Raw genomic sequence first — 15,284 nt, 5'->3', positions numbered from 1 at the left:
CTCCTTCATAACCAGCAAGGTGTTCGAATGGAGGTCTCCCATTCGGTCAACCTCCCCAACCCAACGGGGTCTCATAATTCTCTGGTATCCCCTTGGCGGGAGAATCCCTGATAACATTACCTATTTTCAGAAGGTGTCGAATTCGGCGACTTTATATATTACTCTTCATTCTTTATATCATCAATTAGTTTATCAAAGTCAGATTGAAACAGTCTATCCTGGATAATGCGATATTTTTCAAACTCGCTTTCCGCGTGGGCTTTGGCAATTTCCATCGTCACCTTTCCTGCATCTTGTAAAACATCACGATCAGCTGCCTCTATAAAACGGTTCAACCGTGTTTCCCAATCATGCATGGACATGGGTATATGCCGAATCGCCATATCCTCTGCAATGTCTAAATAAGCCGAAACCAGTCTCTGTAATTGTCCCATCTCGAATTCGCTCAGGTAGTTTTTAGCTACCGTTACGTCGAATTTCTGAATTTTTCCATGAGGTGCATCTTTCCAGGTTGTCAGCCCCATATGTTCCTTTCCTGCGTCGGCACGAGTATATATAACTTCTGAAGCAGTCTGTCCATGAATCGCCCAATGAAGCTTATTTTGGACAGTTGCAAAAAATCGCTTTGTGGCACTTGCATTTACATCGTAATCGATAGCAGTCGCATAAATATCTGTAATTTTTTGATAAAACTTCCGCTCACTAAGACGGATTTCACGAATACGTTGGAGTTGCTCTTCGAAATATTGCTCCGTCAGAATTGACCCACCATTTTTCAGGCGTTCATCATCCATAGCAAAGCCTTTAATAGTGTAATCCTTTACAATCTGATTTGCCCATTTTCGGAATTGGACAGCACGTTCATTATTCACTTTAAAACCCACAGCAATAATCATTTGCAGATTATAATGTTTAATATCGCGTGCAACTTGACGTGAACCTTCATTTTGAACTATCCGGAAATTCCGGATAGTTGATTCTTGTTCAAGTTCATTATCGGAATATATTTTTTGCATATGTTCGTTTATTGTTCGTACATCAACATCATAAAGTGTTGCCAGCATCTTTTGCGTTAGCCAGATATTTTCGTCTTCATAACGCATTTCAAAACTTTGAGGATCATCACCCGTTGCAGCAATAAAAGTCAAGTATTCCGCCGCACTGGAACGGATTGTTATTTCATTCTTTTTTTTCATAGCCATAAGATTATATCCTCCACCTTGACTTATTGATAATCCACTGCTTTAATTTTCGCAGTCAACTCAATTATACCAAACATTTGTTCTCTTGTACAAGATAAAAACGGGTATCTTTCGTTAGAAAGCTCTTCGTAAGAAAGCAATGAGGCTATGAGGTAGCATGGCATAATACGAAAGACTTAACGTCTGTAATTGCTAAGAAAATGATCTATGCGTGTCCTTGTACTCCTCCCTGGTTGGTCTGAAAACTGAATTGTTACCCATCCATCCTCTTGAGCAGTTATTGTTGCAATCACACCGGAATCCATTTCCAGTTCAAGTTTTCCGCCGACACTCTTGCTGGATGGTCTGTTTTTCCAGGAGATTCTTCTGTAAAAACCCTGCTCCAATTTGTATAAAGAAATTTTTGAAGAATGGCTATATATCTGCGCCCATCTTCCGGATGCATAACAAAAATATAAGAGCGCTGTGTTCCCTTATGATATGTAAGGATATATATCCTGGCATCTGGTAGATATTCAATCATTTCATTCTTAGTTTTATCCCACTGCTCCCAAGTTCGACGAGCCTTCTGGCAATAATAAGCAACATTCTGGCCTCTATTATAATAATCTACAATTTCCAAAGGGCAAATATATTTCTCTGAATTTTTACTGCCTTTAGACTTCGTGCCAATAGGTCCATTATCAGGATCACAAAAAACAAGCTCTGCATCCCTCAAAGCTTCTAACGCATAATCATGCCACTCATCACGGTTTTCTCTTGAAATAAGCTTATGATAAAAGCATGCTGAGGAAAATATCTCTGCTTGCTCAATCATCGATACCGACTTATCTTCGCACACAACTACCTTCTTTAATAAATCAAACAGTTCCGGATCAAGATATTGTTCTTTGTCATTATCAAGATACGTTGTGAATTTTCCATCATCTGAATCGTCATTCTCAGTCAGATACCAATTTACACCTATTTTTATACCACTTTTCTCAAGGTATCTGAGCATGCCATATTTTCCATAATCTCCGATGTCACCAATGTACTGATTTTTCGTGTTGCACCTACTCTGCCTTTTCGAATTTTGTGAAGTATCTTAGGCATCACATTTGCCCTCCAATTTCCTTGTTATCAGTGCTGCTGCTATCTGCAGCGCTTTCATCCGCCGAACCATCAGTGTGTATTGGGATGTTCCCTCACGCAATTTGGGCAGTACCTTTTCACACTTGCTGGTCGTTGGGTGAATCACAAGGCTGCGCATCTGCTCCGGTCCGGATGTGCTTACCCTGCAATAGGCGGCAACTCTGAGCTTTTTATGCTCTTTGGGTTTAGGCGGTATGATTCTAACATTTTTCATTTCAATTTTTTATTAATATAAATATTAACTGGGAAAGGTCATAAACTCATTTGCATTTTACAAAATAAAAGACGTGAAAGATAGACTCCACGTCAAAACACATTTTTGCGTCCGTCCTCTTAAACCCTTGATACATCAAGGTTACAGCCTCTGCAACAGGATTATTACCTCCGTATGCACCGTCCACGGAAACATATCCACCGGCTGCACCTCTGCCACCTGATATCCCCCGCTCTGTAATATCCCCAGATCCCGGGCTAACGTCCCCGGATCACAGGAAACATAGATGATCTGCTTCGGCTTTAATTCCAATAATCGCTCCAATACGCTCTTGTGCGCCCCGGCCCGAGGCGGGTCGAGGACTACAATATCCGGTTGGTCGGTGATTTGTCGGAAGGTATCCTCTACTTTACCGGTAATAAATTCTACATTATCAATTTGGTTATGCTTAGCATTTTCCTTGGCATCTTCCACAGCGTAGGCGTTTTCTTCGATTCCCCAGACCTTTTTGGCTTTCGCCGCTAAAGCCAAGGTGATAGTCCCGATTCCGCAGTAAAGATCCCAAACAACTTTCTTATCTGAAAGCTCTGCCCAAGCCAACACCGTTTGATAAAGTCTGCGGGTCTGAGCAGGATTGACTTGCAGGAAGGCCAGAGGAGAGATCTTGAACTCAGCTCCCAGTACGCTCTCGGTAAAATCCCCCTGACCGGCGATACATACCGGCTTTCCTAAACCGTTGATGCCCCAGACCCAGCGGATTCCTGAGCCGGTTTCATTGAGTCCTGACTTCTTCCCGTCTTCGTCCGGCTCGGACCATGCCCCGGCTCTTTGTTCAGCCGGCAGAAAAGTATCCCTCAGAGAAACAGATTCCAGGGAGTCCAGAATCAACATACCTTCTCCTTGAGAGTTTTCCCTGAAGGTGAGCGAGGTCAGCCGGGAAAGGAATTTCTCATCCTGTTTGCTTAAAAGCCTTTCCGCTTCCTCTATCCAGCGATTCATCCTTTCGCTGATCAAAAGGCAGTCGCTAAAACGAACCGTCGCTTTGCTTTTTTCCTGGTAATAACCAATGTTGCCCGGTCCTCCCCAATGGAGCCGGGCTTTGTTGCGGTAGCGCCAGGGATGATCCATCCCAATCGTGGGATGAATCGTAACGTTATCCATTTGTATTTTACCAATTCTGGCAAGAGCGTCTGTCACCCACTGTCTCTTCCAGGCTAAGGTCTGTTCATACTTCAGGTGCTGCAGTTGGCAGCCGCCGCAAACAGGAAAAACGCTGCAAGGCGGGTCGGTCCTGTCCTCAGATTCCTTTATAATTCTCAGCAATTTTCCTCGCTGCCAGTTTTTCTTTGTTTCTACGATCTGGACTTGGCCTATTTCCCCAGGCAGTAACCCCGGTACGAAGGTGGCTTTACCCTCATAATATCCTACGGCCATTCCGTCCGAGGAAAGGCGAAGGCATTCCAAATTAATACCGCCGATGGCTTGGGTTTTCCCATGAACAGGAAACTTTGATTTCACCGATTCTATCCTCCCCAATGTATTCCGGTTCACTGAATTCAGGTATCCATTCTGTCCGATGGTCTTCTATCTGCAAAACTATCGTCTGCTCCTAGCGTCTTCTTTTCTTTTTGCCAGCAATTATCTCCACCCGAAAACCTTTCTTACTTTGCCGAACAGTAGCCGCCATAAATCCGAAAAACATGGCCGCCCAAATTCCGCCCGTTACGATAACCCCCAGAAACACCCGCCATGCCGATGACCATAAGAGAGGCCGGCTTAGGAGATAGATTCCATAAAATAGACCTGACAGCAAACCACCTTTATAGGTTACAGCCGGAAGGCCCCTTAGAACAGGAACTAACTCTCCGGGCAAAAAGAGATAGGTTAAACCCACGGCCAATAAAAGTATAAAGAATAAGTTTAACAGGTACATAAACAAGGAAGCCCCTGGAGCGATCCTCTGCTGAGGTGTATCCGGATTATAACGGCAGTTATTAATCGAATAAAAGAGCCCGATAGAACTTGCTCCTAACGAGAGGAATACCGCTCCAACGGCCAATGCAATAATAAGGGTCTTAGAAACCCCTATAGCCAACGCAGTTCCAACGAGCAGTGCTTCCATTAACACCAAAGTAGGTAAAACAGCGGCCAATAATTTTCCCCAGACCACCGGCCATCCAGCGAGAGGCACACTGTTTAAGAGCCAGTCAGATTCTCCTTCACGGCCAAAGGATTGTAAGGCCATATTTCCGCTGAACATGATGGTATACATGATTAGCACTGTCATTAATGAGCTTTGGGAAGTCTTAATAGAGGAAAGCAAAAACTGACCAACAAAGAAAAGCATAATAATCAGAGGCACTAAGTATCCGAACCACTCCCGGGTATCACGCTTCATAGAGAGCAGATCCTTTTTGGCCACGGCCCACATTCCTAACCAAGGAGATGCCGGAGGTACAACATCTTGCTTTAGAATTGCAAGGGAAGGGGCCTTCAGCGGCTTTACTCCCTCCACTTCTGCCTGTGCCTTACGCCGTTTGCCCCTTTCCCCTTGACTCAGGGAAATGAATCCTCTGCGGAATCCTTTCTCGACGAGATTAAAGGCGATTAAGAAAAGTAAAACCCCGACCACAAGTATTAACAGGCTCCAGCCTAATCCCCCTAAGAAATTTTGGGAAACCCCAGCAACCAGTGCAGACGAACCCCATCCCCAGGGAAAAAACTTCATGACACTAAGCATCTGTTTCTGTTGTTCCAGCCAAGAGCCAAGATTGAATTTGCTGTTGCTGTTCATCAGCATATTGGGGAGCTGAAAACTAATGGCAATGATGATTCCTCCCAAAGCCCCTATAACGCCAATAGCTTCCTTGCTGCGATGGGGCGGGATAATGCGCATTACCAACAGATTAATCAATTCAGCAATCGCCGTCCCCATTGCCCATAAACCTAGACCGACCAGCAAAACTAGGATATAGAATGAGGCTCCGGCTTTAAACATCAATCCGTAAAACAGTCCGGGTAAGAAGGCAAACAAAACAGCCGTTAAAAAATTACTTCCAATAATCACTAAAGATTTAATAGCAAACACTGCTTTAATAGGTACCGGTGCCATGAACAAAAGCTCAAGGTCGTCGGACATGTAAAGGGCAACAAAGGCTCCTGTAATACCAAAAAAGATCTGTCCCCCTAAGCCGACCATAAATAACATCGATAGGAAGCCCTGGACTGTATCGGGAGACAGGGCTTTTAAAGACCCATAAGCGAAAATTCCTAGGGAAACGACAATTGCAATTACTCCTATTAAAAGCCCTACCATGGCGATAAGGACTCTCACAGGCCTGTGACGGAACTGATTCCAACTAACTCGCAGCTGATTCCTCAACAACAGCATCAAATTTTGCAGAAAGGATTGTTCCGGCGGCGGGCTCATCAAAGGCGGAGGCAATTGAATTTTCATACCTTCAGCCCTCCTCCAGACCCTTAATCAGTTCAGCATTTTCATGACCGCCTGTAAGCTCTAAGAAGATATCTTCCAGGCTTTCTCCTTCGCGTCCAACCTTCTTCCGCAGCTCTTCAGGACTGCCTTGAGCAATCAGCAAGCCATCTTTAAGAATACCTACGCGATGGCACATCCTTTCTGCAATCTCCAGTATATGGGTGGAGACAAAAATAGCAGCTCCTTGGCGAGCCATTTCCTGCAGAACATCTTTAAGTAAACGAGCACTTCCCGGATCAAGGCCGACGGTAGGCTCATCGAGAAGAATTACCTTGGGCTGATGGATAAGAGCCGAGGCCAATACCACCTTTTGACGCATGCCATGAGAATAGCCTTCCAGCAACTCATCCGCACGATCTTGAAGTCCGAACAAACTCAACAGTTGTTCCGCCCTCTCTTTCATGACTTCCTTAGGAACTCTATAAAGGGCAGAAATAAGGTACAAGAACTCCCGCGCCGAAAGCTTACCATATAATTTTGGCTGATCAGGTACATAGGCCATTAGAGACTTAGCTTGAGTTGGCTGTTTACTAATATCATAGTTACAGATTAAGGCCTCGCCTTCACTAGGGTCCAGCAAACCCGTCAACATTTTAATTGTCGTTGTTTTCCCGGCACCATTAGGCCCCAAGAAGCCAAATATTTCACCGCTTTTAACTTCTAAATCAAGCCCTTTTACCACAGGGACCGCCCCATACCTTTTCGTCAATCCATGAGTCTTGATTAAAACAGAATCCAAAGTTACAGCTCTCCTTCTTGGTTTTTAGATATTATAAAGAAGTAGTATTAATTTTTACGATTGAAGCATCTGCAGAAAATAACAAAAACTGCCCTACTAGTATCGTGTATCTATGCCTGGAATAATCATAAAAAACATGATGGTCACTAATAACGCTGTATCCAAAGGGCAAGAGCCATCAAAATATTCCATGTCCCGTGTGCTACAACTGACGGCCATATACTGGAAGAGCGTTCATATAACCATGTAAGGACAATTCCTCCCAGAAATAAGGGTAAAAACCGTATTAGGTCAAAATGTAACATCGCAAAAAACATTCCGGTCAGGACTATTCCTTTGCCCTTCCCGTGAGCTTCTCGCAGCGGCGGGTAGATTAATCCGCGAAAAAGCATTTCTTCTTTAATGGGTGCTATGATTCCTCCCAATAAGGTAAGAAGAGCGAATTCCCAAGAATAGTTTGCCCCTTTAACCGCAATGGCAAAACTCTGCGGCGCTGGTATACCCAAGATTTTTGTCAATTCGTTCCCTAAGAGACCAATACTAAAAAACAGAAAAAATCCAGCCGCAAGTCCTAACAAAATAAATCGTTTTTCAGCCTTTACAAAACCCAAGTCTGAAAAAGGACGGCGAATGAGGCGCATAAAAATCCAAATAACACTAATGTATAGAAATACATCCCCAAATCCTACCCCTAAAAATCTTAAAACTCCGTTTACTGAAGCCAGATCTTTAGGAGTTTCCAGCCAGCCAAGGGGAAATTCTAAAAGTGTAACTAATGCTATTAAAAACAGGCCTTGCCATATGTTCCAGATAGGTTGTCGTGGGGGAATTCGAACCTCTTTCTTTTTAACCATACTATTCATCCTCTATCTCATAGTGCTTGAGACTCTATCATCGAAACACTTCTATTCCCAATTCTAAGGGTTCCCCGGGCTAATGTCCAGAGATGAAAAAGAAGGAGCCCTATCCAAGGGACTCCCTTCTCACGGTTTACATTTTGCGACATAATTCGTTTCTTAATTTATCCCCATCCTAAGAATATAATTTCCATAAACGGGGTACTCCTTCAAGCTCTTCGTAAACATCTCGAAATCAAATTAATATTTTTTAATTTGGCATTGGCTTATATTTGGTAATGGTGTTTTTATTTGCTATTTGGACTTTTTCCGCCAAATACCTAATTTCTTAGCTTCTTCAATAAGACCCTCTCTAAAGTCAGGATGAGCAATTGAAATCAAGGCCTCTGCTCTCTGCCAGGTTGAGAGTCCCTTTAAGTTAACCTTGCCATACTCAGTGACAACAAATTGGACGGTTGGCCTCGTATCCGTAACTGTTGCCCCAAGAGTTAAAAGCCCTTTAATTCTGGAGTGTACAGTTCCTTGTTTATCTTTAAAGGTGGAAGGCAAACAAATGAAGCTTTTTCCGCCCTTAGAGTGATAGGCAGCTTCCACAAAATCCAACTGGCCGCCGGCACCGCTAATGATATTTGGTCCGGCCGATTCTGAGCAAACTTGTCCCGTCAGATCGATTTCCAAAGCGCTGTTAATTGAAATCAGCTGGTCAATCTGGGAAGCTATGAAAGGCAAGTTGGAATAGTCCACAGGATAACCGGCCAAAGATGGATTGTCACGCATAAAATCATAAAGTTTCTGTGTACCCGCTGCAAAAGAATATACCATTCTGCCGCGGTCTAAATTTTTACATCTCCCGGTGACCTTCCCTGCTTCCACCATATCGACAAACCCATCAACCAACATTTCTGTGTGAATTCCGAGGTCCTTAAGATCCGATTCGGCTATCATCTGTCCTAAGGCGTTAGGCATCCCGCCAATACCAAGTTGGATACAAGCTCCGTCTTTAATCTCCGGCAGGACATAGGCGGCAATTTGCCGGTCAATCTCTGATGCAGGAGCCGATGGAAGGACTGGCAGACCACGATGACCGCCTTCAACAATATAATCAACTTTGGAAATATGCACCATATGGTCATATCCACCATGGACTCTAGGCATATCTTCGTTAACCTCAACGATAACATTGCGGGCCTTTTCAATCGCCGCAGCATAGTGGGAGACTGTTACGCCAAAACTAAAATAGCCATGCTCATCCATGGGGGCGACCTGAATAGCTACTACATCCGTTTGTAAATTTTCACGTATGTAGCGTGGCAATTCCGAATATTTTAGCGGGATATAATAGGCCAAACCTTTTTGAGCCCATTTGCGTTCCCGTCCACCAAGATGCCAGCTGTTCCAGGTAAAATGTTCTCCCGTTGGATCACTCTCAATACAGGCCAAGGGAGTCAATAGTACGCCTCCGCGCAGATTCACGTCATAAAGCTCATCTTTACGACGGGCCAATGCTTCGTCTAACAGACCGGCCACGCTCGCGGCCCAAGCAAACTCTACCCAATCCCCGCTGCGAATCACTTTTACAGCTTCATCTGCCGTAACACATTTCTTTTGATACTCTTCCCTAATCAATGCTGCATCCTCCTTACTTAATTCCATGAATCTCTAGTGCCTTGAGCAAAAAACACAAGTACCGCCTTAACTCCGCCTGAGATTTAGTCAATTTGGAGAGTATTGAATTTTCTTTGCAATTATTGTGCCAATATTATTCAATAGATTCGGAATTTTTGATTTAGTGCTGCATCTAGGTTTTGTGTAGAAATTGGAAGTTAAAACTTTTGGATTTCTCGAACACTATTGTCCACTATTGTTGACATAAATTGTACAAAATTCAATCAAAATGGACTAATCTTTAGCTCGCGGTTATGTCTACATATAGATACATGTATTTAATTGTTTACACCTTGTGAAAAGACAGGCTTGGAACTCAATCCCTCACCTGCCTTTTACCGAATTCAAGCTACTTCCTGTAATGGATTTAAGAGTTTGAACGCGTCTCATAATCTGGGTTCTTAAGTTATAATCTTCATTTATTTCATACTTTCAACAATAGCCATTGCCATTTCCTGAGTGCCGGAGGTTCCACCCAAATCGGGAGTGACATACTCTCGATGACTTAAAACATCATTAATACCCTTTTCCACTCGCTGAGCCTCTTTTATAAATCCCAAGTACTTCAGCATTTCAATTCCGGAAAGAATCATCGCTAAAGGGTTGGCTATATTTTTGCCGGCAATCTGTGGAGCGCTGCCATGAACGGCCTCAAAAACCGCCCCCATCTCACCAATGTTTGCCCCCGGAGCAACTCCTAATCCTCCGACTAAACCCGCAACAAGGTCGGATACAATATCTCCGTATAAGTTGGGCAGCACTAATACATCAAACTGTTCGGGAACTTGCACCAGGTTCATGCACAAAGCATCAATAATCCGATCCTCACATTCAATCTCAGGAAAATCTCGGGCTACATGGCGGATACTTTCCAGAAAGAGTCCATCACTCAGCTTCATGATATTCGCTTTATGAACAATCGTCACACGTTTACGCCCTTCCCGCCGAGCAAGCTCAAAGGCGTACCTTCCTATGCGCTCTGACGCATCACGTGTTATCACTTTAATGGATTCTGCGGCATAATTTCCAACCTTGTGTTCAATGCCTGCATATAGGTCTTCTGTATTTTCCCTGACAACTACTATATCGACGTCTTGATACTTAGACGGGACATTAGGCAGATTTCGCAAATGTCTTACATTGGCATAAAGCTGCAGTTGCTGCCTCAGGGCTACATTTACGCTGCGAAAACCCTTACCGACGGGAGTCGTAATCGGTCCTTTGATTGCAACCTTATTGCGGCGAATTGTTTCTAATACATGCTCCGGTAAAGGAGTTCCATATTTTTCAATGCAAGCTTCTCCTGCTTCCACAACCTCCCAGTCCAGAGGTGCCTGACTGGCGGTTATTACCTTTTGAGTAGCGGCGCTTACCTCAGGCCCTATCCCATCGCCGGGAATCAATGTAACCTTAACTGTCATTAAGTGATACTCCCTTTCCTTAAAGAAAAACTAACCGTCAACGCTGCGACTTAAACACCTTTGACTATCGCCTTATTGATTGATTGTGGTATTATTGATTCTTTTGTTTCAACATATCCCCATAAATATAAACAAGTTCCTTATCAAATAAGGATCGTTTCATATCCACTGCCAAAGCACGTACTTTAGCTAACATTTCAACTGCTTGTTCCTCAGAAATTTCTTTGCCATATTCTTTAAACTTTGCCTTAATCGAGGCAGTTCCGGAGTGTTTGCCAATAACAATCTGACGTTCTAGCCCGACATCTTCCGGGCTGAAGGCTTCGTAGGTCCGGGGATTCTTTAAAGCCCCATCAGCGTGAATTCCTGATTCATGGGCAAACATGTTGCTTCCTACAATAGACTTCCAAGGAGGAAGCATACGGCCTGAAGCCCGAGCAACATACTCAGAAAGTTCAACAAATCGTTCGGTGGCAAAGCTCATATCAGTGTTGAGTAAAAACTTAAGAGCCATAACCACTTCTTCTAAAGCGGCATTACCGGCGCGTTCTCCTAATCCATTGACAGTGACCCCAACATGGGAAGCCCCTGCTTTAGCTCCAGCCAAAGCATTTGCCGTGGCCATCCCAAAATCATCGTGGGTATGCATCTCAACATCGAGCCCCGTTTTCTCGATTAACGTTTTAATATTATCGTAAGTAGTGAAGGGATCAAGTATCCCAACAGTATCGCAATAACGCAGACGATCTGCACCCGCTTTTTTAGCTTCCTGAGCAAACCGGATCAGAAAATCCATATCGGAACGGGAAGCATCTTCGGCATTGACGGATATATACATACCTTCCCTTTTGGCAAACTCTGTCGCTTTAACCATACGTTCCAGTACATCGTCGCGGGTGGTCATAAGTTTATGTTCTATATGAATATCGGACGTGGAAATTGAAATGGCTACCGCATCCACTCCACAAGCAAGAGATGCTTCAATATCCGAGATGACCGCACGATTCCAGCCCATAATACTGGCTTTTAAACCGAGTTTTGCTATCTCGCTGATGGCTTTTTTTTCGTCTCCGCCCATGACGGCAACCCCTGCTTCGATTTGATGAACACCTACCTCATCGAGTAAGCGAGCAATGCGCAATTTTTCTTGATTGGAAAATACGACTCCTGCCGTTTGCTCTCCATCCCGTAATGTTGTATCTACAATCGTTAAATGTCTCAATGGAAACACCCCTCTTCTTCAAATGGGAAATATATTATATACTATGTCGCGAATATTTATTCTCTATACTAGCATAATAAATGTTAAGTTTGAAGGAGATCAAAATGCTTATACTGTATACATCAGCCTTCACTTAATACATTTAAGTAATATTAAAGCATAAGGTTTTATCTTTAAGAGAATAAAGCCTAATTATAATTAGTTATAATTTAAAATCATTAATTCTTGATTTATATCCCTTAATAATTTTATGAAATTTGACACAATTCTTAAAGTTAATACTTTATTTAATATTAAAGTGGGATGGCCTATTACATGAATAGTTAGGCCACCCCACTTTAAACGCAGTAAATCGTTTTAAGTCATAGAAGTACCTCAAGGAGGTATTCCAATTTTATTAACAGATCCTGTTACTTTGCTAATCTTTCCTTAAGCAGCTGATTAACAAGACCAGGATTAGCTTGTCCTTTTGTCGCTTTCATAATCTGTCCCACTAAGAACCCAATAGCCCGCTCTTTACCCGCGTGAAAATCTTCTACGGATTGGGGATTAGCGACAATTACCTGGTCGATGATTCCGAGCAATGCTCCTTCATCACTGATTTGAGCAAGCCCTTTCTCTTTGACAATCTGGTCAGCATCTTTGCCCGAAGAATACATTTCTTCCAGAACAGATTTGGCGATTTTGCCGCTCAAAGTGCCTTTGTCAATGAGTTTTACAAGTTCCACCAACTTTTGGGCGGAAACAGGCGAATCCGCTATTTGACACTGATTGCTGTTCAGCAGCCTGGTTAGATCCCCCATAACCCAATTGGCTAAACTCTTTGCCTCGGCACCATGAGCTAAACCCTGGTCAAAATAGTCGGCCATGGCTTTAGTTTGCGTAAGCACTGCTGCATCGTAAGCAGATAGTCCTAAACTCTGTAAACGGTTCCGGCGTTCTCTGGGAAGTTCGGGCAATGTTTTGCGAATTTCTTCTACCCACTCCCTGTCTATTACGAGGGGAACGAGATCCGGCTCAGGGAAATAGCGGTAATCATGAGCTTCTTCTTTGGAACGCAATGCTAGGGTAATTCCCCGGCCTTCATCCCAAGTCCGGGTTTCCTGAACCACTTCCTCCCCTTCATCAAGAACACGGGCCTGGCGGGCAACTTCATATTCCATGCAGCGTCGGACTGAACTGAAAGAATTAAGGTTTTTTGTCTCAGTTCGGGTTCCAAAGGTTGTTGACCCTGCGGGCCTCAAGGAGACATTGACATCAAAGCGAACCGAACCTTGTTCCATGCGGCAGTCGGAAACCCCAGTGTATTCCAGAATTTGGACCAACTGTTCCAGATAGGCTAAAACTTCCGGAATCGAACGCAAGTCAGGCTCGGAAACAATCTCCAAAAGCGGTACTCCTGCCCGGTTATAATCAACGGAAGAGGCGTCCGAAGTCGTAATAGTTTCCCCGCTGTGAACAAGTTTCCCAGCATCTTCTTCCATATGTGCCCGGGTAATCCCAATCCACTTTTTAACTCCGTCAACTTCAATTTCCAAGCCGCCATTTTTGCAAATTGGCAGGTCATATTGAGACGTCTGATAGTTTTTCGTTAAATCGGGATAATAGTAGTTCTTGCGGTCAAATTTAGAAAAATCAGCGATCTCACAGTTTAATGCCAATCCCGCACGAATGGCATAATTGACTACTTCACGGTTTAAAACCGGAAGGGTTCCGGGCATACCTAAGCACACAGGGCAGACATGGGTATTTTGTTCCCCCCCAAACTCGGTAGTACAGCCACAGAATATCTTCGTCTTGGTTTGAAGCTCCACATGAACTTCTAAGCCACAAACCATTTCATAACGATCAGCGACTGCCACGGGTAAGCACCTCCTCTGAAAGATCCGGTTTTAACGTGTGATACGTTGTATTTTGCTCAAAGGTATAGGCAACTCGATAGAGCGTCCCTTCATTGAAATGCTTGCCCATTAATTGCATGCCGATGGGCAGACCATTCACAAAACCTGCAGGTACGGATATGGCCGGAATACCTGCCAGATTAATGGGAACTGTTGTGATATCTGATAAATACATAGCCAGTGGATTGGATTTCTCACCGAATTTAAAAGCCGGCGTGGGCGCAGCGGGAGAGAGCAGAACATCAAATTTCTCAAAGGCCTGATCAAAATCTTGCTTGATCAACGTCCGAACTTTTTGGGCTTTAAGATAATAAGCATCGTAATAACCGGAACTTAAGGCATAGGTTCCCAACATGATTCTGCGCTTAACCTCTTGTCCGAATCCCTCTGCTCTGGTTTTTCTAAACATCCCCAAAACATCTTCAGCTTGGGCCCGGTAACCGTAGCGGACACCATCATAACGGGCAAGGTTGGAACTGGCTTCGGCAGTGGCAATCAAATAGTAGGCCGGGATGGCGTATTCCGTGTGGGGGAGAGAACATTCGCTCACTTCAGCTCCCAGATTACGCAGCGTTTCAATGCTTTCCTGAATCCCTTTAGCTACCTCGGGCTCAATCCCTTCCCCGAAATATTCACGGGGTATGCCAATTTTTAAACCTTTAATGTCATTGAGCAGAAATTTTGTATAATCAGGTTTATCGTAGCGAACAGAGGTGGAATCCTGAGAATCGTACCCGGCAATAGCATTCATCACTAGGGCATTGTCCCTTACTGTTTTTGTTAGAGGGCCTATTTGATCGAGGGATGAGGCATAGGCTATGAGGCCAAAGCGGGATACGGCTCCATAGGTTGGTTTAAGGCCAACAACCCCGCAAAAGGCAGCCGGCTGCCGAATCGATCCCCCGGTATCAGATCCCAGGGAGAAGGCCGCCAAATCAGCCGCTACGGAAACCGCCGAACCGCCGGAAGAACCTCCTGGAACACATTCTAATTTCCAGGGATTTCGTGTTTTCAGATAGGCTGAATTCTCTGTGGAAGAGCCCATAGCAAACTCATCCATATTTAATTTACCTAAAAGAATACTTCCTGCATCCTTTAATCGTGTTGTTACTGTTGCATCATAGGGAGGATAAAACTCCTTAAGAATTTTGGAAGCACAACTTGTACGTATTCCTTCGGTACACATGTTGTCTTTCATAGCCATAGGAATGCCTTCTAAAGCCCCTAGTTCTCCCCCTTGAGCGATCTTCCGATCGATTTCCGAGGCTTGGGCTTGAGCTTCTTTTTCTAAGACTGTTAAATAAGCTTGCAGATCTTTATCTAAATTATGAATTCGCTCTATGTAAGCGTTGGTTAATTCCGTGGCACTAACTTCTTTATGCACAAGGAGTTCATGAAGCTCACTCACGGATTTCTCAAATATCATGGGCGCA

At 43.9% G+C, this 15,284-nt stretch carries 12 protein-coding genes; all 12 read right to left on the bottom strand.

Annotated elements, in window-relative coordinates; translation table 11 throughout:
- Positions 1 to 158 precede the first annotated feature (158 nt).
- Entirely contained in the window at positions 159 to 1,202 is a 1,044-nt protein-coding gene (locus tag DESACI_RS05925; RefSeq protein WP_014826263.1) for a virulence RhuM family protein, read from the bottom strand.
- Between the two features lie 289 nt (positions 1,203 to 1,491).
- Positions 1,492 to 2,202 carry a hypothetical protein gene (locus DESACI_RS05920; RefSeq protein ID WP_014826262.1) on the bottom strand — a complete coding sequence of 237 codons (711 nt, stop codon included), beginning with the start codon at positions 2,200 to 2,202 and terminating at the stop codon, positions 1,492 to 1,494.
- Positions 2,203 to 2,289: 87 nt separating this feature from the next.
- Positions 2,290 to 2,550, bottom strand: a complete 261-nt coding sequence (locus tag DESACI_RS24125; protein ID WP_083845546.1) for a hypothetical protein — start codon at positions 2,548 to 2,550, stop codon at positions 2,290 to 2,292.
- Positions 2,551 to 2,691: 141 nt separating this feature from the next.
- Complete coding sequence (gene rlmD, locus DESACI_RS05915; protein ID WP_014826260.1) at positions 2,692 to 4,068, bottom strand: 23S rRNA (uracil(1939)-C(5))-methyltransferase RlmD; 1,377 nt, start codon at positions 4,066 to 4,068, stop codon at positions 2,692 to 2,694.
- Between the two features lie 91 nt (positions 4,069 to 4,159).
- Complete coding sequence (locus tag DESACI_RS05910; RefSeq protein WP_014826259.1) at positions 4,160 to 6,007, bottom strand: putative ABC transporter permease subunit; 1,848 nt, start codon at positions 6,005 to 6,007, stop codon at positions 4,160 to 4,162.
- A gap of 4 nt (positions 6,008 to 6,011) precedes the next feature.
- Positions 6,012 to 6,785: an ABC transporter ATP-binding protein gene (locus tag DESACI_RS05905; protein WP_014826258.1), complete on the bottom strand. Its 774-nt coding sequence runs from the start codon at positions 6,783 to 6,785 to the stop codon at positions 6,012 to 6,014.
- A gap of 146 nt (positions 6,786 to 6,931) precedes the next feature.
- Positions 6,932 to 7,639, bottom strand: coding sequence for a CPBP family intramembrane glutamic endopeptidase (locus DESACI_RS05900; protein WP_014826257.1), 708 nt, complete (start codon positions 7,637 to 7,639; stop codon positions 6,932 to 6,934).
- 297 nt (positions 7,640 to 7,936) lie between these two features.
- Positions 7,937 to 9,295, bottom strand: a complete 1,359-nt coding sequence (locus DESACI_RS05895) for an acetyl-CoA hydrolase/transferase family protein (protein ID WP_049804035.1) — start codon at positions 9,293 to 9,295, stop codon at positions 7,937 to 7,939.
- 431 nt (positions 9,296 to 9,726) lie between these two features.
- On the bottom strand, positions 9,727 to 10,728 hold the full coding sequence (locus DESACI_RS05890; RefSeq protein WP_014826255.1) for an isocitrate/isopropylmalate dehydrogenase family protein: 1,002 nt from the start codon (positions 10,726 to 10,728) through the stop codon (positions 9,727 to 9,729).
- Between the two features lie 91 nt (positions 10,729 to 10,819).
- Positions 10,820 to 11,950, bottom strand: a complete 1,131-nt coding sequence (gene nifV / locus DESACI_RS05885; protein ID WP_014826254.1) for a homocitrate synthase — start codon at positions 11,948 to 11,950, stop codon at positions 10,820 to 10,822.
- A 410-nt stretch (positions 11,951 to 12,360) separates the two neighbouring features.
- The gene (gatB, locus tag DESACI_RS05880) at positions 12,361 to 13,812 is read right to left on the bottom strand and encodes an Asp-tRNA(Asn)/Glu-tRNA(Gln) amidotransferase subunit GatB (RefSeq protein WP_014826253.1); all 1,452 of its coding nucleotides are present in this window, start codon (positions 13,810 to 13,812) and stop codon (positions 12,361 to 12,363) included.
- Complete coding sequence (gene gatA, locus DESACI_RS05875) at positions 13,799 to 15,277, bottom strand: Asp-tRNA(Asn)/Glu-tRNA(Gln) amidotransferase subunit GatA (RefSeq protein WP_014826252.1); 1,479 nt, start codon at positions 15,275 to 15,277, stop codon at positions 13,799 to 13,801. The genes gatB and gatA overlap by 14 nt, the downstream gene beginning before the upstream one ends.
- Positions 15,278 to 15,284 lie beyond the last annotated feature (7 nt).

Source organism: Desulfosporosinus acidiphilus SJ4 (assembly GCF_000255115.2).
Lineage (GTDB): Bacteria > Bacillota > Desulfitobacteriia > Desulfitobacteriales > Desulfitobacteriaceae > Desulfosporosinus > Desulfosporosinus acidiphilus.
This window is presented reverse-complemented; position numbering and strand designations above follow the sequence as displayed.

Excerpts from the sequence above, each read along its gene's own strand:
- DESACI_RS05925 (WP_014826263.1), bottom strand. The coding sequence starts at position 1,202 with ATGGCTATGAAAAAAAAGAATGAAATAACAATCCGTTCCAGTGCGGCG.
- DESACI_RS05920 (WP_014826262.1), bottom strand. The coding sequence starts at position 2,202 with ATGCTCAGATACCTTGAGAAAAGTGGTATAAAAATAGGTGTAAATTGG.
- DESACI_RS24125 (WP_083845546.1), bottom strand. The coding sequence starts at position 2,550 with ATGAAAAATGTTAGAATCATACCGCCTAAACCCAAAGAGCATAAAAAG.
- DESACI_RS05910 (WP_014826259.1), bottom strand. The coding sequence starts at position 6,007 with ATGAAAATTCAATTGCCTCCGCCTTTGATGAGCCCGCCGCCGGAACAA.
- DESACI_RS05900 (WP_014826257.1), bottom strand. The coding sequence starts at position 7,639 with ATGGTTAAAAAGAAAGAGGTTCGAATTCCCCCACGACAACCTATCTGG.
- DESACI_RS05895 (WP_049804035.1), bottom strand. The coding sequence starts at position 9,295 with ATGGAATTAAGTAAGGAGGATGCAGCATTGATTAGGGAAGAGTATCAA.
- DESACI_RS05890 (WP_014826255.1), bottom strand. The coding sequence starts at position 10,728 with ATGACAGTTAAGGTTACATTGATTCCCGGCGATGGGATAGGGCCTGAG.
- gatA (WP_014826252.1), bottom strand. The coding sequence starts at position 15,277 with ATGATATTTGAGAAATCCGTGAGTGAGCTTCATGAACTCCTTGTGCAT.